Origin of the sequence: Nocardioides deserti, assembly GCF_014266025.1 — a bacterium.
Taxonomy (GTDB): Bacteria; Actinomycetota; Actinomycetes; order Propionibacteriales; family Nocardioidaceae; genus Nocardioides; species Nocardioides deserti.
This window is the reverse complement of the sequence record NZ_JACMYC010000003.1, coordinates 396,934-412,720: the sequence shown is the minus strand read 5'-3', so window position 1 is coordinate 412,720 and position 15,787 is coordinate 396,934. Positions and strand designations below refer to the sequence as shown.

19 protein-coding genes are annotated in these 15,787 nt (G+C 74.1%); 11 read left to right on the top strand and 8 right to left on the bottom strand.

Annotated features, from left to right (window positions below; all coding sequences use genetic code 11):
* Positions 1-40: 40 nt before the first annotated feature.
* From H7344_RS07515 to H7344_RS07500, 4 genes are all read left to right on the top strand, one after another.
* Positions 41-736, top strand: coding sequence for a hypothetical protein (locus H7344_RS07515; RefSeq protein ID WP_186345387.1), 696 nt, complete (start codon positions 41-43; stop codon positions 734-736).
* Between the two features lie 113 nt (positions 737-849).
* A complete protein-coding gene (locus H7344_RS07510; RefSeq protein WP_186345386.1) occupies positions 850-2,319 on the top strand; it encodes a PepSY-associated TM helix domain-containing protein in 1,470 nt (489 codons plus the stop codon).
* 126 nt (positions 2,320-2,445) lie between these two features.
* Positions 2,446-3,174: a signal peptidase I gene (locus H7344_RS07505; RefSeq protein WP_186345385.1), complete on the top strand. Its 729-nt coding sequence runs from the start codon at positions 2,446-2,448 to the stop codon at positions 3,172-3,174.
* Positions 3,171-3,536: a hypothetical protein gene (locus H7344_RS07500; protein ID WP_186345384.1), complete on the top strand. Its 366-nt coding sequence runs from the start codon at positions 3,171-3,173 to the stop codon at positions 3,534-3,536. Before H7344_RS07505 ends, H7344_RS07500 begins: the two co-directional genes overlap by 4 nt.
* A 16-nt stretch (positions 3,537-3,552) precedes the next feature.
* Here the strand turns inward: H7344_RS07500 and H7344_RS07495 are convergent, their stop codons facing one another.
* Entirely contained in the window at positions 3,553-4,290 is a 738-nt protein-coding gene (locus tag H7344_RS07495; RefSeq protein WP_229707059.1) for a response regulator transcription factor, read from the bottom strand.
* Positions 4,291-4,421: 131 nt separating this feature from the next.
* Here H7344_RS07495 and H7344_RS07490 point away from each other — a divergent pair, with 131 nt between their 5' ends.
* Together H7344_RS07490 and H7344_RS07485 are read left to right on the top strand one after the other, a co-directional pair.
* Entirely contained in the window at positions 4,422-4,889 is a 468-nt protein-coding gene (locus tag H7344_RS07490; RefSeq protein ID WP_186345383.1) for a hypothetical protein, read from the top strand.
* A gap of 383 nt (positions 4,890-5,272) precedes the next feature.
* On the top strand, positions 5,273-5,575 hold the full coding sequence (locus H7344_RS07485) for an STAS domain-containing protein (RefSeq protein ID WP_186345382.1): 303 nt from the start codon (positions 5,273-5,275) through the stop codon (positions 5,573-5,575).
* A gap of 96 nt (positions 5,576-5,671) precedes the next feature.
* Here the strand turns inward: H7344_RS07485 and H7344_RS07480 are convergent, their stop codons facing one another.
* Positions 5,672-6,481: a sigma-70 family RNA polymerase sigma factor gene (locus H7344_RS07480; protein ID WP_186345381.1), complete on the bottom strand. Its 810-nt coding sequence runs from the start codon at positions 6,479-6,481 to the stop codon at positions 5,672-5,674.
* Between the two features lie 171 nt (positions 6,482-6,652).
* Between H7344_RS07480 and H7344_RS07475 the strand changes: the two genes are divergently transcribed.
* The 3 genes from H7344_RS07475 to H7344_RS07465 are packed head-to-tail and all read left to right on the top strand — an operon-like array spanning position 6,653 to position 8,637.
* Positions 6,653-7,429: an SDR family oxidoreductase gene (locus H7344_RS07475; protein ID WP_186345380.1), complete on the top strand. Its 777-nt coding sequence runs from the start codon at positions 6,653-6,655 to the stop codon at positions 7,427-7,429.
* Between the two features lie 10 nt (positions 7,430-7,439).
* Complete coding sequence (locus H7344_RS07470) at positions 7,440-7,952, top strand: MarR family winged helix-turn-helix transcriptional regulator (RefSeq protein WP_186345379.1); 513 nt, start codon at positions 7,440-7,442, stop codon at positions 7,950-7,952.
* A gap of 22 nt (positions 7,953-7,974) precedes the next feature.
* Positions 7,975-8,637 (top strand): alpha/beta fold hydrolase, encoded by a 663-nt coding sequence (locus tag H7344_RS07465; RefSeq protein ID WP_186345378.1) that lies wholly within the window; start codon positions 7,975-7,977, stop codon positions 8,635-8,637.
* On the opposite strand, the gene H7344_RS07460 is transcribed toward H7344_RS07465, so the two are convergent.
* The 4 genes from H7344_RS07460 to H7344_RS07445 are packed head-to-tail and all read right to left on the bottom strand — an operon-like array spanning position 8,624 to position 12,599.
* Entirely contained in the window at positions 8,624-9,403 is a 780-nt protein-coding gene (locus H7344_RS07460) for an enoyl-CoA hydratase (RefSeq protein WP_186345377.1), read from the bottom strand. The genes H7344_RS07465 and H7344_RS07460 overlap by 14 nt on opposite strands.
* 51 nt (positions 9,404-9,454) lie before the next feature.
* Positions 9,455-10,363, bottom strand: a complete 909-nt coding sequence (mmsB, locus tag H7344_RS07455) for a 3-hydroxyisobutyrate dehydrogenase (protein WP_186345376.1) — start codon at positions 10,361-10,363, stop codon at positions 9,455-9,457.
* Positions 10,360-11,439 carry an enoyl-CoA hydratase/isomerase family protein gene (locus H7344_RS07450; protein ID WP_186345375.1) on the bottom strand — a complete coding sequence of 360 codons (1,080 nt, stop codon included), beginning with the start codon at positions 11,437-11,439 and terminating at the stop codon, positions 10,360-10,362. The genes mmsB and H7344_RS07450 overlap by 4 nt, the downstream gene beginning before the upstream one ends.
* Positions 11,436-12,599: an acyl-CoA dehydrogenase family protein gene (locus tag H7344_RS07445; protein WP_186345374.1), complete on the bottom strand. Its 1,164-nt coding sequence runs from the start codon at positions 12,597-12,599 to the stop codon at positions 11,436-11,438. The genes H7344_RS07450 and H7344_RS07445 overlap by 4 nt, the downstream gene beginning before the upstream one ends.
* Before the next feature lie 79 nt (positions 12,600-12,678).
* Here H7344_RS07445 and H7344_RS07440 point away from each other — a divergent pair, with 79 nt between their 5' ends.
* The gene (locus H7344_RS07440) at positions 12,679-13,227 is read left to right on the top strand and encodes a bifunctional adenosylcobinamide kinase/adenosylcobinamide-phosphate guanylyltransferase (protein ID WP_229707060.1); all 549 of its coding nucleotides are present in this window, start codon (positions 12,679-12,681) and stop codon (positions 13,225-13,227) included.
* A 15-nt stretch (positions 13,228-13,242) separates the two neighbouring features.
* Here H7344_RS07440 and H7344_RS07435 read toward each other — a convergent pair whose 3' ends face one another.
* Together H7344_RS07435 and cobT are read right to left on the bottom strand one after the other, a co-directional pair.
* Positions 13,243-13,992, bottom strand: a complete 750-nt coding sequence (locus H7344_RS07435; protein WP_186345373.1) for an adenosylcobinamide-GDP ribazoletransferase — start codon at positions 13,990-13,992, stop codon at positions 13,243-13,245.
* Between the two features lies 1 nt (position 13,993).
* The gene (gene cobT / locus H7344_RS07430; protein WP_186345372.1) at positions 13,994-15,022 is read right to left on the bottom strand and encodes a nicotinate-nucleotide--dimethylbenzimidazole phosphoribosyltransferase; all 1,029 of its coding nucleotides are present in this window, start codon (positions 15,020-15,022) and stop codon (positions 13,994-13,996) included.
* 73 nt (positions 15,023-15,095) lie between these two features.
* Here cobT and H7344_RS07425 point away from each other — a divergent pair, with 73 nt between their 5' ends.
* Entirely contained in the window at positions 15,096-15,785 is a 690-nt protein-coding gene (locus H7344_RS07425; RefSeq protein ID WP_186345371.1) for a SprT-like domain-containing protein, read from the top strand.
* The last annotated feature ends 2 nt before the right edge of the window (positions 15,786-15,787 follow it).

Genomic DNA, 15,787 nt, shown 5'->3' with positions numbered 1-15,787 from the left:
GCTCGATCAGCGGCTGGCCGGGCGTGGGATGATCGCGGGCGTGGAGCGTCGGATGGACCCGGTCGTGCTGTGGGCACGCGCCGTCGTCGTGACGCTCCTGGCCGTCTTCCTCGGCGCGGCGGGCCACGTCACGGCCGAGGGGCTGCTGCCCGGGCCGGGCGTGCTGGTGCTGCTGGTGGTCGTCGGGGCGGTCGTCTCGGCTGCGCTGCTCGCCCGCCCCGCCTCGTCGCTGCGCGTGGTGGTCATGCTCGTGCTGGGCCAGGCCGGCGTGCACGCCGTGCTGACCGCGACGGGTGGCCACGTCGGTGACGCACCCGCAGGGCGCGGGCCACTGGCGCACGCGACCGGAGCCGCGCTGCCCGTCGTCGACGGCCGTCGCGTCGGCTCGCTCCAGGAGGCCTACGAGGGCACCGGTCACGCGGTCGCCCCCGCGCTCCCGGTCGGGCACCTGGTCTCCGACGTCACCGCCCACGCGCCGATGATGGCGGTCCACCTCGTGGCCGCGGTCCTCGTCGGGCTGTGGCTGGCGGTGGGGGAACGGTCCCTGTGGACGCTCGTCGCACTCGCCTCGACCGCCTTCCTCCGGCCGTTCCTGCTCGCGCTCGCCGTGCTCCGCGCGGTCCGCGTGCCGGCCGTCGCCACCGCCACGGTGCGGTCCGACGAACCGGCCCCTCGCACGACCTTCCTCCTCGCGCGCTGCGTCGTACGCCGTGGGCCGCCTCTCCTCGCGGCCTGACTCCCGTCCGCAGCGGACCGCCACCCGAGGCGGTCCGTCGACCCCTGCGTGCGTGGCGCCTGCCCGGCCCGTCCGGTCCGGTGCAGCCGCACGCCGTCTCGAGGAGAGACCGCATGACCGACCTCCGCGTGCCCGAGCGCGCTCCCGATCCCGACCCCGGCCCGCCACGGCGCCGGCACGACCGCGCCGGCAAGCCGTCCGGCGGCGGCCTCTTCCGCGCCGTGTGGCGCTGGCACTTCTTCGCCTCCTTCGTCGTCGTGCCGGTGCTGCTGGTGCTCGCGGTGACCGGGTTGATCTACCTCTTCCGCTTCCAGCTCGAGCCGCTGCTCCACCCCGATCTGATGAAGGCGGAGCCGACGGCCACCCAGCAGATCGCGCAGCCGTACTCCGCGCAGCTCGCCGCCGTCCAGTCGGCCTACCCCGACGCCACGGTCGTCTCGCTGGCCGAGCCGCGCGAGGAGGGCCGGAGCACGGTCTTCTCCGTCGTCCTGGCCGACGGCGAGGGCCGCGACGTGTTCGTCGACCCGTTCGCGGTCGAGGTGCTCGGGTCGATGAACCCCGACACGACCCTCTCCGGCACGGCGGTGCGGCTGCACGCCGACCTGATGTCCGGCCGGGTCGGCGATGCAGTCATGGAGCTCGGCGCCTGCTGGGCGATCGTCATGGCGATCACCGGCTACTACCTGTTCTTCCGCGGCCGCAAGGCGCGACGACGGCTGGCGCGGTCGGGCCGACCGGGGGCGAGGCTCCGTGCCCGGCACGGCGTCGTCGGCGCCGTCGTCGGCGTCGGCCTGCTCACGCTGCTCGTCTCCGGGCTGCCCTGGACCGGCTTCTGGGGCGCGAAGGTCCAGGAGCTCGCCACCGCCCGGGGCTCCTCGATGTGGAGCACCGACCACGGCGGCTTCTCCGACCCGGTCTCGACGCTGGACGAGTCGCTCCCGCACAGCCACGTGCAGGACGCGCCCTGGGCGCAGCACAAGTCCGAGGTGCCGCGGTCGGAGGTGCCCGAGCCGGACGCGGCCGGCGAGGTCAGCGTCGCGAACGTCGACACCGCGGTCGTCGTCGCCGAGCGCGAGGGTCTGCGCCGGCCGTTCACGATTGCGCTGCCGAGCACCGACGACGGGGTCTTCTCGGTCATCGGCTACGCGTTCGACGCGCCGTCGGACGAGCGGACGGTGCACGTGGACCGGTACGGCGGGCAGGTCGTCTCCACCTACGGGTACGACGACTACCCGGCGCTGGCGAAGGTGGTCGCCCAGGGCATCGGGCTGCACGAGGGGCGCAGCCTCGGGCTGTGGTCGTTCTGGGGCGCGGCGCTGATGTGCGTCGGGGTGGTCGTCTCGTGCGTCTCCGGGCCGCTGATGTGGTGGCGTCGGCGGCCACGTGGCAAGGCGTCGATCGGTGCGCCGCGGGGGCGGATGCCGCTGCGCTCCACGCCGGCCCTGACGGTCGGCATCGTGGTGCTCGGGCTGCTGCTGCCGTTCTTCGGGATCTCGCTGCTGCTGGCACTGCTGGTCGACCAGCTCGTGCTGCGCCGGGTGCCCGCCCTGGCCGGGTGGTTCGACCGGCCGGCACAGGCCTGAGCGGGGTTGAGCAGGCCTTGAGGAGATCTCGGGGTTGCACCAGCGGGGCCCTTGATCTGCGAGCGGCAGAGTTCTCGTCATCAGGACTCCACCAGTCCGGCCCCACCAGTCCCGAGGAGTTCGGTCGTGAGCACCGTCGCACCGCAGGCCGTCACCGTCGGTCGCCACCGCGCCGAGCAGCCGCAGCGCGTCATCGCCCGTCGGCCGGTCCTCGTGCAGCTCGCCGCCGAGGCGTCCGATCCGCAGGCGCCGCAGGAGCAGCCCCATGGCGAGCGCTCCGGCCGTCGCTGGGCCCGCCGGCTGATCAGCATGGTCACCACCGTGGTGCTGCTCGTAGGCGCGCTGGCGTTCTGCTTCCTCGCGGTCGGCCCGCACCTGCTGGGTTACCGCACCTCCACCATGCTCACCGGCAGCATGGAGCCCGGCATCATGCCCGGCGACGTCGTCGTGACCACCCCCGAGCCGGCCTCCGAGGTCGCCGTCAGTGACGTCATCAGCTACCACATCCCCGTCGAGGACCACCGCGTCGAGACCCACCGCGTCGTCGAGGTCATCGACAACGAGGACGGCACCATCGCCATCCGGACCAAGGGCGACAACAACGAGAACGTCGACCCGTGGGTCGCCACCCTCGAGGGCGACACCGTCTGGGAGATGCAGGCCGTCGTCCCGAGCCTCGGCACCGTCATCCGCACGCTCCGCTCGCCGATCGTGCAGGACGGGGTCCTCTGGGTCGCGCTCGGCGGCGCCATCCTGCTCGGCATGTCCCTGATCTGGTCCTCCGACGAGGACGAGGACACCGACGAGGACGAGGACACCGACGAGGACGACGAGACCGCGGCGGAGCAGGCATGAGCGCCACCCTCGTCCTCGACCGCGAGGCGCTCACGCGCCTCGGCTCGGACATCCAGGACTGCGAGTTCGCGATCTCCTTCGCCCGGCGCTACTGCTCGATGCTCGAGAGCCGGGTGCGTCGAATCCTCGACGCGCTCCTCGACGGCGACCTGGTCGCCGCGATGGACTCGGTGCTCAGCCTCAAGGTCTCCTCGAGCACCGTCGGGACCCACGAGCTGGCCCACCTGGCGCTCGCCGTCGAGCAGCACGTGCGGTGCCGCGACGTGGTCGCCGCCCGCCAGCAGGCGGCCGCGCTCGCCGATGCCGCCGACCGCGCCGAGACGGCGCTGGCCGACTACCTCGCGGCGTACCGGGCCGGCTGAGCCGGGCGCTCCGGGGCTACAGCGACTCCATGCGGTAGCCGACGCCCCGCACGGTCCGCACGAACTTGGGTCCCTCGCGGGACTCGCCGAGCTTGCGGCGCAGGTTGCCGACGTGGACCTCGACCAGGTGGGTGTCGGTCGCCCAGTCGGTGCCCCACACCGAGCGGAGCAGTGCCTCGCGGGTCCAGACCCGCGCCGGCGTGCGCATCAGCTCGGTGAGCAGGTCGAACTCGGTCCGGGTGAGCGAGAGCTCCTCCTCGCCCCGGAATGCACGCCGACCGTCGACGTCGACCCTCAACGGGCCGTGCTCGAGCACCTCGTGCTCGGGCTCGCCGGAGCTGGTCGGCACCACCGACAGCGCCGGACCGCGGCGCGGGCGCCGGAACAGGGCGTTGACCCGGGCCTTGAGCTCACGGACGCTGAACGGCTTGGAGAGGAAGTCGTCCGCGCCGGTCTCGAGGCCGATCAGCCGGTCGATCTCGTCGTCACGGGCGGTGATCATGACGATGTAGGCGTCGCTCGTCTCGCGGATCCGCCGGCAGGTCTCGATCCCGTCGATGCCCGGCAGGCCGAGGTCCAGGGTGATCAGGTCGGGGTCGAGGGAGTGCACCGCCTCGACGCCGGCCAGGCCCGAGTCGACGGCCGTGACGTCGAAGCCCTGGGTCTGCAGCGTGAACTCGATGAGTGCGCGGATGTCCTCGTCGTCCTCGACGACCAGTGCCGTGCGCTCCTGACCCGAACCCGATCCGTCCACGGCGCCGAGTGTGCCAGACCTTGCATGTTCCTTGAGGTTCCGCCTCGGGCCCCTTGAACCCGTGTCGGCAGACTCCTGTCCATACCCCGAGAACACCCCGCACGACACCCCCGCAGCACAGGAGAGCACCCATGTCCCGCAGCACCGACACGTGGCGTCGAGCCGTGTCGCTCGCGCTCGCGGTGCTGTGCTTCCTGGCCGTCCCGCAGGTCGCCCAGGCGGTCTTCAACGGACAGGTGAAGCCCGGCGGTACGGCGGTCACGGTGGCGCGGATGCCACCCATCTCCGACGTCACCGGTTCCCTCAAGTGCGAGTACAGCATCTTCAACCTGTTCCGCGAGGGCGCCAGCGTGTCCATCGACGGCATCACCGACGGCGCGCAGCTGCCCGGTACCACCTATGCGGTGACCTTGGCGTCCGACGGATCCAGCACAGCGCAGCTGCCGGGGAAGCGCGGTGGCACGTCGATCAGTCAGCCCGTCGACGTCGGGAGCACGGCTTACGTCGTCACCGTCACGGCTTCGTTCAGGACATGGACGACGACCTGGAGCAGCACGATCGAGTGCGACGCGGGTAGCAACCGACGGATCAGCCTCTGACCTGAGCCGACACGCCGGTGGTCTCGACCAACTGCCGCGGAGGATCCCGGCTGTGCCACGATGCGGGTGCCAGGTCGCGACCGATGCCCCCCAGAGGTCGCGTCCTGGCATTTCAGCGTCCGGACGCGATCCCGAGTGGCAACCCGCCCCCGGGACGCGGGCTGCCGAGGGCTCTCTGCCCGATCCGGGCGGGCCGCAAACCGACCAGCACGGGCGGTGCGGCCCGCCTCACCCCGGGGGGTGACGCACCGATTGTTCGCCTCGGGATGGTGACGTGGACACCGACGCGGCGTAGCGTCGAAGACGTGCCCGGAGCTTCCGGTGCCACCTCCCAGGACCTCTCGGCCCGGATTGTCGGTCACTTGTACTTCTCACTCAACACCGTGGCTGATCCGCCTCAGCTGCACGTCGTCGTCACGGGCGAGCTGGACGTCCTCTCGGTGTCCGGCCTGCGAGGTGCCGTCGCGCGCCGCTCCGCGGACGGCTGCAGGTCCGTCGTGATCGACCTCGAGGGAGTGACCTTCATCGACTGCACGGGACTCTCCGCGCTGCTCGCCTGCCAGCAGGAGGTGGCCGCCTCCGGCGGGACCTTCAGCGTGGCGGCCCTCAGCGCGGCGGTCGCCCGGGTGGTGGAGCTGACCGGCACCGCCGGTCGCTTCCGGACCATGACGCTCGAGTCGGCCTAGCCGCTCGGACCCGTCTTCCAGACACAGCGCACGACACAGCACGGCCCGTCACTCCCGGAGGAGTGACGGGCCGTCGTGCGTGTGTGGGCCGGGGAGTCAGACCCCGGTGGGCTCCAGGTCGCCGATGCCCTCGCGCAACGTGCCGAGGATCCGGCTGAGCAGGCGCGAGACCTGCATCTGGGTGACGCCGAGCTGGTCGGCGATCTCCTGCTGGGTGCAGTCCTCGGCGAAGCGCAGGTGGAGGATGCGGCGGTCGCGCTCGCTGAGCTCGCGCATGAGCGGGGTCAGCATCGCCCGCGCCTCGGCCGCGCGCTCACCGCCCGGGTCGTCGTCGCTGAGGGTGTCGCCCAGCGAGCCACGGCCGTGGTCGGGCGAGACCGGCACGTCGAGGGAGAGCGGCTGGAAGCAGCCGTCGGCCATGAGCGCGGCCTGCACCTCGGAGGGCTTCAGGTCGAGCTGCTCGGCGATCTTCTCCGCCGAGGCCGGCTCGCCGGACTCGCGGGCGCGCTGGTGCGCGGCGACGACCTCGGACTGGATCTCCTGGACGCGGCGCGGCGGACGGACCATCCAGCCGAAGTCGCGGAAGTAGCGCTTGAGGTCACCGCGGATCGACGGCACGGCGTACGCGAGGAAGTCGCGGTCCTTGCTGGCGTCGAACTTCGGGACGATCCGCACGAGGGTGAGGAGGGCGACCTGCTCGAGGTCCTCGAGCGGGACGCCGCGGTTGCGGAACCGGGACGCGAGGGTGCGGGCGACCTCGATGTTGAGGAGGACGATCTCCTCGTGGAGGCGCTCGCGCTCGATCTCGTTGTCGGTGGCGGCCGCCTCCGCGAACAGACGGGCGGTCTCGGCCTTGCGACGGAGGTCCTTCGGTCGGCGTCCTAGGGGCACAGCACTCGTCGTCATGACCCCTCCCTACCCGGGTCCGCCGGGGTGAAACCACCGACCTGGCAATAGACCCGAAGGGGTGGGTCCAACCACCTCGAGGGACCCAGGTCCCGCTGGGTCGGCGGAGCGGGCACGCCCGCGTCACCGCGCTGCTAGCGTCCGCCGCGTCCCACGAGACCAGGAGGCGCCGTGCCCCGTCGTACCGTCATCACCGGCAGCGCCGCAGGCATCGGCCATGCCCTCGCCGAGCAGCTCAGGGTCCGCGGCGAGGAGGTCATCGGCGTCGACCTGCGCGACGCCGAGGTCGTCGCCGACCTGTCGACCCCGGAGGGACGGGCCGCCGCGGTCGTGGGGGTGCGCGAGCTGGCGGGTGACCGCATCGACGCGCTGGTCACCTGCGCCGGGGTGGCCCAGCCGAGCCCGCTGATGGTGCGCATCAACTACTTCGGGACCGTCGACGTGGTCGAGGCGCTGCAGCCGCTGCTCGCCGCCTCCGACGCCCCTCGGGTCGCGGTGATCGGGTCGATCTCGGGGACGATGGGCAACGACGACCGGGTCCGGCGCGCCTGCCTCGACGGGGACGAGGCGACGGGCGTCGCCCGTGCGAGCGAGCTGACCGATGGCGGCCGGCCGCACTCGATCTACCCGGCGACCAAGGCTGCGATCGCGGAGTGGGCGCGGCGTACGTCGGTCTCGCCCGGGTGGGCGGACGCCGGCATCGCGCTGAACGTCGTCGCCCCGGGCGTGGTGCTGACCCAGATGACCACCGGCCTCTTCGAGGACCCGGTGATGCGCGAGCTGATGGACGCCGCGGTGCCGATGCCGCTGAACGGCTACGCGCCGCCCGAGGCGGTGGCGAAGGTGCTGGCGTTCCTGGTGTCGGCGGACAACACCCACGTCACGGGGCAGGTGCTCTACGTCGACGGGGGCGCCGAGGTGACTACGCGGGCTGCCGACCTGTTCTAGGCTCCGGGCGATGAGCAGCCCACCCACGCCCGGTCGCGACCCGATCGCCGAGGCGCGCCGCCAGTGGATCGCCCACGGGTGGGAGGACGCCGCCCCCGGGATGGCCGCGGTCACCTCGGTGATGCGCGCCCAGCAGCTGCTGCTGACCCAGATCGACGGGCTGCTGCGGCCCTTCGGGCTGACGTTCGCGCGGTTCGAGCTGCTGCGGCTGCTGTCGTTCGCCTCCGAGCAGCGGATGACGATGCGCCGCGCCGGGCAGCGCCTCCAGGTGCACCCGACATCGCTGACCAGCCTCGCGGCCCGGCTCGCGGAGGACGGGCACGTCGAGCGGGTGGCCAACCCCGACGACGGCCGGTCGGCGGTCCTGGTGCTGACCGCGTCCGGCTCGCGGCTGGTCGAGGAGGCGACAGCGGTCCTCAACGCCGAGGTGTTCGAGGCGATCGGGCTGTCGTCGGACGACGTGGCCGTGCTGGTGGACGTCCTGGGACGGTTCCGCGCGGGGCGTGGTGACTTTGCTCCCTGAGGCGGGTCCGACACTGGTCGCTGTGCCGGGGCTCGGCCTGCGCCCGACCGCGTGGGAGACGACATACGCCGCGCTGCCGGGCCGGCGCACGCGCACCGTCCTGCTGCCGGGGTACGGCGAGCGTCCGAGCCGCGGTGACCGGCTCGACCCGGCTGCGCTCGGCCGCCGGCTCGTCGAGCGGCTGCGGCCGGAGGACGGCCGGGTCGTGCTGCTGGGGCACTCCGCCGGCGCTCAGGTCGTCGCGCACGCGGCGGCCGCCGCGCCCGAGCGGGTGGCCGGGCTGGTGCTGGTCGGACCCAGCACCGACCCCCGGGCGCGGAGCTGGCCGGCCCTCGCCGAGCGGTGGTTGCGGACCGCCCGCTTCGAGCGGCCCGGACAGGTGCCGTTCCTGCTGTGGAGCTACCCGCGCACCGGGCTGCTGCACATCGCCCGCACGATGGACACCGCCCGGCGCGACGACGTCGTGGCGACGCTCGCGCGGGTGCGCTGCCCGGTGCTCGTGCTGCGCGGGCGGCACGACCGGATCTGCCCGGTCGACTGGGCGGAGCGGGTCGCGGCGGCCGGGCCGGCAGGGTCCCGGGTGGAGACGCTGCCGGTCGGCGCCCACATGGTGCCGCTGACGCACGGGCCGCAGGTCGCCGCCGCGGTGGCGGCGTACCTCCGCGCCGACGTCAGCGGTGCTTGAACTCGGCCTTCCGCTTCTCCACGAATGCGCCCATGCCCTCGGTGCGGTCCTCGAGCGCGAACGCCGCGTGGAAGGTGCGGCGCTCGAACTTCACGCCCTCGGCGAGCGTGGTCTCGAAGGCGCGGTTGACGGCCTCCTTGGTGGCGTAGAGGACCGGGAGGGACTTCTCGGCGATGGTGGCCGCGACCTCGGCGACCTGCGCGAGCAGCTCCCCGGTCGGCACGACGCGGGAGACCAGGCCGACGGCGAGCGCCTCCTGGGCGGTCATCGTGCGGCCGGTGAGGATGAGGTCCATCGCGACGGCCTTGCCGACCGCGCGGGTCAGCCGCTGGGTGCCACCGATGCCGGGGAAGACTCCGAGGTTGATCTCCGGCTGGCCGAAGCGGGCCGACTCCGCGGCAATGATGATGTCGCACATCATCGCCAGCTCGCAGCCGCCGCCCAGCGCGTGCCCGGAGACGCCGGCGACGACCGGCGTGCGGAGCGTCGCGAAGCGGTCCCAGGCGGAGAACCAGTCGCCGAGCGCCATGTCGGCGTACGACTGCTCGGCCATCTCCTTGATGTCCGCGCCGGCCGCGAAGGCCCGCTCGGAGCCGGTGACGACGATCGCGCCGATGCCACGGTCGGCGTCGAGCTCCTCGGCGGCCGCGACGACCTCGGTCATCAGCTGCGCGTTGAGCGCGTTGAGCGCCTTCGGGCGGTCGAGGGTGATCGTCCCGACGCGGCCCTCGCGGGTCACCTGGATGGTCTCGTACGACGACGACATGGGGCTCCTCTGGTGCGGGTTCGACTGCGGGTCTGGTCGGGTCTGGTCGGGTCACTCGGCCGTGGCGGCCGAGCGCTCCCGGATGGTGTTGACGATGGCGGAGAAGTCGAGGCCGGCGCCGCCCTCGTCGGCGAAGCGACGGTAGAGCTCCTCGGCGAGCGAGCCGACGGCGGCGTCGGTGCCGGACTCCTCGACCGCACGGCGGGCCAGGCCGAGGTCCTTGGCCATGAGCGCGCCGGCGAAGCCGGGTTTCCAGTCGCGGTTGGCCGGGCTGGTCGGCACCGGGCCGGGGACCGGGCAGTTGGTGGTCAGCGCCCAGCACTGGCCCGAGGCGGTGGAGGCGACGTCGAAGAACGCCTGGTGGGTCAGGCCGAGCTTCTCGCCGAGCACGAACGCCTCGGAGATCGCGATCATCGAGGCGCCGAGCACCATGTTGTTGCAGATCTTCGCGGCCTGGCCGGCGCCCGAGGCGCCGCAGTGGACGACGCGGCCGGCCATCGGGTCCAGCAGCGCGGTGGCCTGCTCGACGAGCGCCTCGTCACAGCCGAGCATGAACGTGAGCGTGCCGGCCTCGGCACCACCGACGCCGCCGGAGACCGGGGCGTCCGCGGCGCGGTGGCCCGCGGCGACGGCGAGGTCGGCGGCCTGGCGGGCGTCGGAGACGGCGACGGTCGAGCAGTCGACGAAGAGCGTGCCCGGCGCGGCGGCGCCCAGCACCTCGTCGTACACCGACAGCAGGAGGGCGCCGTTGGGGAGCATCGTGATGACGGTGCCGGCGCCCTGGACGGCCTCGGCGGCCGAGCCCTTGACGTCGACGCCGGCCTCACGGGCCTTGTCGCAGGCCTCCTGGCCCACGTCGAAGCCGGTGACGGTGCGGCCGGCCTTGACGAGGTTGGCGGCCATCGGGCCGCCCATGTTGCCCAGGCCGATGAAGGCGACCTGGTCCGAGGTGGTGCTCATGCGGGTCCTCCGGAGGTGGTGGTGAGCTCGAGCTCGCCAGTGGGCAGCGGCTCGAAGAGGGCGGCGACGGTGGCGGGGTCGACCTCGTCGAGCGAGGCCGGCTGCCACTGCGGGTTGCGGTCCTTGTCGATGACCTGGGCGCGGACGCCCTCGACGAAGTCGGGCACGTCGAGGAAGCGGACGGTCAGCCGCAGCTCCATCGCGAGCGCCTCGCCGAGGTCGGCCAGGCCGGCGGCCTCGCGCAGGGCGCGCAGGGTGGCGGTGACGGCGAACGGCGAGCGCTTGGCCAGCGTCTCCGCGGCCCGGTGCGCCTCGGGGGAGCGGTGCTCGCGCAGCCGCGCCAGGACCGCGGCCGCGTCGTCGCCGGCGTAGCACTCGTCGATCCAGTCGCGCTGGGCGAGCAGCGGGGCCTCCGGGGCGGCCTCGGCGAGGTCGGCCAGCACGGCGTCCGGGTCCTCGTCGGCGAGCCGGCGGGCCAGCTCGTCGAGGCGGTCGGAGGGGACGTAGTGGTCGGCCAGGCCGAGGGCGATCGCGTCGCCGGGGCCGACCGAGCCGGCGGTCAGGCCGAGGTGGGTGCCGAGCTCGCCGGGGGCGTGGGAGAGCAGCCAGGTGCCGCCGACGTCGGGCACGAAGCCGATGCCGGTCTCGGGCATGCCGAGAGAGGAGCGCTCGGTGACGACGCGGTGGCTGGCGTGCGCCGAGACCCCGATGCCGCCGCCGAGGACGATGCCGTCCATCACGGCGACGTACGGCTTGGGGTAGGTGTTGATCGCGTGGTTCAGGACGTACTCGTCGGACCAGAAGCGCGCGGACTCGTGGGTGCCGGCCTTCGCGTCCTTCCAGATCGACACGATGTCGCCGCCGGCGCACAGGCCGCGCTCACCGCGCCCGGTGAGCAGCACGGTGCGGACCGCGTCGTCGTCGCGCCAGGCGTCGAGGGCGTCCCGGAGCAGCCCGACCATGGTGTGGTTGAGCGCGTTGATCGCGCGCGGCCGGTTGAGCTCGAGCCGGCCGAGCCGGCCGGTGGCGGAGACGACGACCTCGGGCTCCTGCGCGCCCGCCTGCTCGTCGGTCATGCCGCTCCCTGGGTGAGCGCGCGGCCCACGATGACTCGCATGATCTCGTTGGTCCCTTCGAGGATCTGGTGGACGCGGAGGTCGCGGACGACCTTCTCGATGCCGTACTCGGCAAGGTAGCCGTAGCCGCCGTGCAGCTGCAGGGCGGTGTTGGCGGCCTTCCAGCCGGCGTCGGTGACGAAGCGCTTGGCACCCGCCACCACGACCGCGGCGTCCGGGTCGCCGGCGTCGAGGCGGGCGGCGGCGTCGTGCAGCATCGTGCGCGCGGCCTGGAGCTCGATGTGCGCGTCGGCGAGCGCGAAGACCAGGCCCTGCTGGTCGGTCAACGGGCCGCCGAAGGCCTGCCGGGTGCGCAGGTGCTCGGCCGCGCGGTCGACGGCCCACTGGGCGCCGCCGAGCGAGCACGCGGCGATGTTGAGCCGGCCGCCGTTGAGGCCGCGCATCGCGATGGTGAAGCCCTGGCCCTCCTCGCCGAGGAGGTTCTCGGCGGGGACGCGGACGCCGTCCATGACGACCTGGCGGGTGGGCTGGGCGTGCCACCCCATCTTCTGCTCCGCAGGCCCGAAGGAGAGCCCCTCGGACTCCGCCGGCACGATGAACGCGCTGATGCCCTTCGGGCCGGCGCCGCCGGTGCGGGCCATGACGACGTACACGCTCGAGGCGCCCGCGCCGGAGATGAACTGCTTGGTGCCGGACAGCACCCACTCGTCGCCCTCGCGGCGCGCGGTGGTGCGCAGGTTGCCGGCGTCGGAGCCGGCGTCGGGCTCGGTGAGGCAGTAGCTCGCGAGGTTCTCCATGCCGGCCAGGTGCGGGACCCAGCGGGCACGCTGCTCGTCGGTGCCGAACGTGTCGATCATCCAGACGGCCATGTTGTGGATGGAGATGTACGCCGCCACCGCGACGTCGCCGCGGGAGAGCTGCTCGAAGATCAGCACGGCCTCGCTGCGGCCGAGGCCGGAGCCGCCGACGTCCTCCTTCGCGTAGATCGCGCCCAGGCCGAGCCCGCCGGCCTCGGCCAGCACGTCGACCGGGAAGTGGTGGGCCTGGTCCCACTCGACGGCCTTCGGCGCGATCCGGGCCTCGGTGAAGTCGCGGACCGCCTCGACGATCGCGCGACGCTCCTCGGCGTCCAGCCCTGGTGTGCTCGGCGAGGTGCTCATGCACGGCACTCTGCCATTTGGTTGGACGTCCTAGCAAGAGGTCGGAGGCCCGATCATCGGCTGGCTAGGCTCCGTGCCTGTGGAGGCCTCCAGGGTGTTGGTGACCGGTGGCGTGCGGTCGGGGAAGTCGACACACGCCGAGCGGCTGCTGGCCGACGAGCCGGCGGTCGCGTACGTCGCCCCCGGGCCGTCGCCGTCGGCCGACGACGCCGACTGGGCCGCGCGGGTCGCCGCGCACCGGGCGCGCCGGCCGGCGTCGTGGACGACGGTCGAGACCGCCGACCTGGCGGCGGCCCTCTCGGGTGGTTCCGGGGCTGTCCTCGTGGACTGCGTCGGGACCTGGCTGACCGCGCTGGTCGACGAGGCCGGGCTCTGGGACGCGCCGGCCGATGAAGTGCACGGTCTGGTGCTCGGTGCGGTCGAGCCGGTGGTGGCCGCGCTGGGTGTCGCTCGTGGGCCCGTGGTGCTGGTGACCAACGAGGTGGGGCTCGGCGTCGTGCCGGCGCACCGGTCGGGGCGGCTCTTCCGCGACCTGCTCGGCACGGTCAACCAGCGGCTCGGCGCGGCGTGCGACGAGGTGCACCTGGTCGTCGCCGGGCGGGTGCTGGTGCTGCCCGACCCGCTCTGAGTCCGGCTGCGTCCCTCACGCGGAGGCGACGACGAGCAGGGTGGCGAGGGCCAGCTCGACGGACGCGCCGAGGATGTCGCCGGTGACGCCGCCGAGGCGCATGACCGCCCTGCGGAGCAGCAGCACGACGACCGCGGTGGCGGCGAGGACCGCGACGACCCCGGCCGGGCCGGCGACGGCGTACGCCAGGGCCGCGGCGGCGAGCTGGAGCGCGAGGGTGGCGAGCGGGCGGACCGAGCCGACGTAGGTCGACCCGAGCCCGTCGGCGCGGGCGCCCGGGACACCGCGGGTGCAGCCGAGGGCGAGCGCGCAGCGGGACAGGCAGACCAGCACGCCGGCGACCGCCCAGCCGCGGTCGGTGCGGAGCACGGCGGCCAGCGCGGCGACCTGGGTGCCGAGCACGAGGACGACCGCGGCGACCCCGGCCGGTCCGGACGTGCCGGACCGCATCACCTCGAGCGACCGGCGGCGGTCGTAGGAGGAGGTCAGGCCGTCGGCGGTGTCGGCCAGGCCGTCGAGGTGGAAGGCGCGGCTGCCGGCGACGAGCGCCGCGACCGCGAGGACCGCGGTCAGCAGCGCGGTCAGGCCCAGCTCGCGGCCGACCAGGCCGGTCGCCGCGACGAGTGCGCCGAGCGGCACGGCGGCCAGCGGGGCGAGCAGCATGGCTCGCCCGGCGGTGCGGCCGTCGACCGTGCGCGGCGGGGAGACGGGGACCGCGGTCAACGTGCCGACCGCGAGCCGCCAGGCGTCGAGGAGCGGGCCCACCTCAGCCGGGCAGCAGGTCGCTCAGCAGCGCGACGTCGCGCAGCAGGCCCACCGCGCTGCGGAGCAGGGGGACGGCGGCCACGGCGCCGCTGCCCTCGCCGAGGCGCAGGTCGAGGTCGAGCAGCGGCTCGAGCCCGAGCTTCTCCAGGGCCAGGGACTGCGCGGGCTCGGTCGAGCGGTGGCCGGCGACGAGCCAGTCGGCCACGCCCGGGTCGATCCGGACGGCGGTCAGCGCGCAGGCGACCGACATCAGCCCGTCGAGGACGACCGGCACGCCGGCCCGCGCGGCGGCCAGCACGAAGCCGGTGGTCGCGGCGAGGTCGGCGCTGGCGAGCGCCGCCAGGGTCTCGAGCGGGTCGGCGGTGCGGTCGCCGACGCGGCGCAGCGCCTGGGCCACCACCTCGGTCTTGCGGGCCAGGCCGGCGTCGTCGACACCGGTGCCGCGGCCGACGACCTCCTCGGCGGGCAGGCCGAGCGCTGCAGCGACGAGCGCGGCGGCCGGGGTGGTGTTCCCGATGCCGAGGTCGCCGCTGATGAGCACCTGGGCGCCCGCGGCGACCTCCTCGGCCGCGACGGTGCGCCCGACCTCGAGCGCACGGCGTACCTCCTCGGCGGTGAGGGCGTCCTCGAGGTGGATCGCGCCGCTGCCGCGGCGCACCTTGTGCGCGCTGACCTCGGCCGGGACGCCGTCGAGGTCGTCGTCGACACCGAGGTCGAGCACGCGCACGTGCACGTCGTGGGCGCGGGCCAGCGCGGAGACGCCGGCGCTGCCCGCGAGGAGCGAGCGGACCATCGCCGGCGTCACCGCGGCCGGGTAGGCCGAGACGCCGTGGGCGGCCACGCCGTGGTCGCCGGCCAGCACGACGAGGCGCACGTCGGTCAGCGCCGGCGGCGGCACGGAGCCGAGCATCGCGCTCAGGCGCACGCCCAGGTCACCGAGCCTCCCCAGCGCGCCGGCGGGCGTCGCGAGGCCGGCGAGCCGCTCGCGGGCGGCGGTCTCGAGGGCAGGGTCCGGAGGAGTGATCGGCACGGGCGGAGCGTAGTCCGCGGCGCTGTGGAGCGGCGTGGTCGGACTGTCGGCGGAGCGGCCTAGGGTCTCCGCCGTGGACCTGGACGAGGCGGGGCGGATGGCGCGGAGGCTGCTGGACGAGCACGGCCTGCGCGACTGGACGGTGGTGTTCGACCGGGCCAAGCGGCGCGCCGGGATCTGCCGGCCGCACCAGCGCCAGATCGGGCTCAGCGCGCCGCTGACGGTCCTGCACGACGAGGCAGAGGTGCGCGACACGGTGCTCCACGAGGTCGCGCACGCGCTCGTCGGCCCGCGGCACGGGCACGACGCGGTGTGGCGGGCCACCGCGCTGCGGATCGGCTGCTCCGGGCGGCGCTGCTCCGACCCCGACGCGCCGAGCATCGAGGGGGACTGGGTCGGCACCTGCCCGGCCGGCCACCGCGTCACCCGGCACCGACGGCCGGCGCGGCCGGGCTCGTGCACCCGCTGCTCGCGGACCTTCAGCCGGGAGCACCTGATCTCGTGGACGCACCGGGGCGCCGTCGTAGCCATGGGCGAGGCGTACGACGCCGCGCTGCGCCGCATCCTTGCCGGACCCGAACCGGTCCGGGCCGGCGCCGGGCCGGCGCCGCGGGTGGGTCAGCGGGCGCGGATCGTGGCGGGTGGTCGCTACGAGGGCGTGGTCGGGACCGTGCTCAAGCGGGGGCGGACCCGGTTCCACGTCCGGGTGCGCGACCGGGTGCTGACCGTACCGTTCGGCCTGCTGGAGGTGGTGGACCGGTAGCC

What these genes read in the sequence shown, in the direction of transcription:
- H7344_RS07470 (WP_186345379.1), top strand. Translation starts at nt 7,440, where the DNA reads ATGAGCAGCCCACCCACGCCCGGTCGCGACCCGATCGCCGAGGCGCGC.
- H7344_RS07450 (WP_186345375.1), bottom strand. Translation starts at nt 11,439, where the DNA reads ATGACCGACGAGCAGGCGGGCGCGCAGGAGCCCGAGGTCGTCGTCTCC.
- H7344_RS07510 (WP_186345386.1), top strand. Translation starts at nt 850, where the DNA reads ATGACCGACCTCCGCGTGCCCGAGCGCGCTCCCGATCCCGACCCCGGC.
- mmsB (WP_186345376.1), bottom strand. Translation starts at nt 10,363, where the DNA reads ATGAGCACCACCTCGGACCAGGTCGCCTTCATCGGCCTGGGCAACATG.
- H7344_RS07500 (WP_186345384.1), top strand. Translation starts at nt 3,171, where the DNA reads ATGAGCGCCACCCTCGTCCTCGACCGCGAGGCGCTCACGCGCCTCGGC.
- H7344_RS07445 (WP_186345374.1), bottom strand. Translation starts at nt 12,599, where the DNA reads ATGAGCACCTCGCCGAGCACACCAGGGCTGGACGCCGAGGAGCGTCGC.
- H7344_RS07460 (WP_186345377.1), bottom strand. Translation starts at nt 9,403, where the DNA reads ATGTCGTCGTCGTACGAGACCATCCAGGTGACCCGCGAGGGCCGCGTC.
- H7344_RS07480 (WP_186345381.1), bottom strand. Translation starts at nt 6,481, where the DNA reads ATGACGACGAGTGCTGTGCCCCTAGGACGCCGACCGAAGGACCTCCGT.
- H7344_RS07490 (WP_186345383.1), top strand. Translation starts at nt 4,422, where the DNA reads ATGTCCCGCAGCACCGACACGTGGCGTCGAGCCGTGTCGCTCGCGCTC.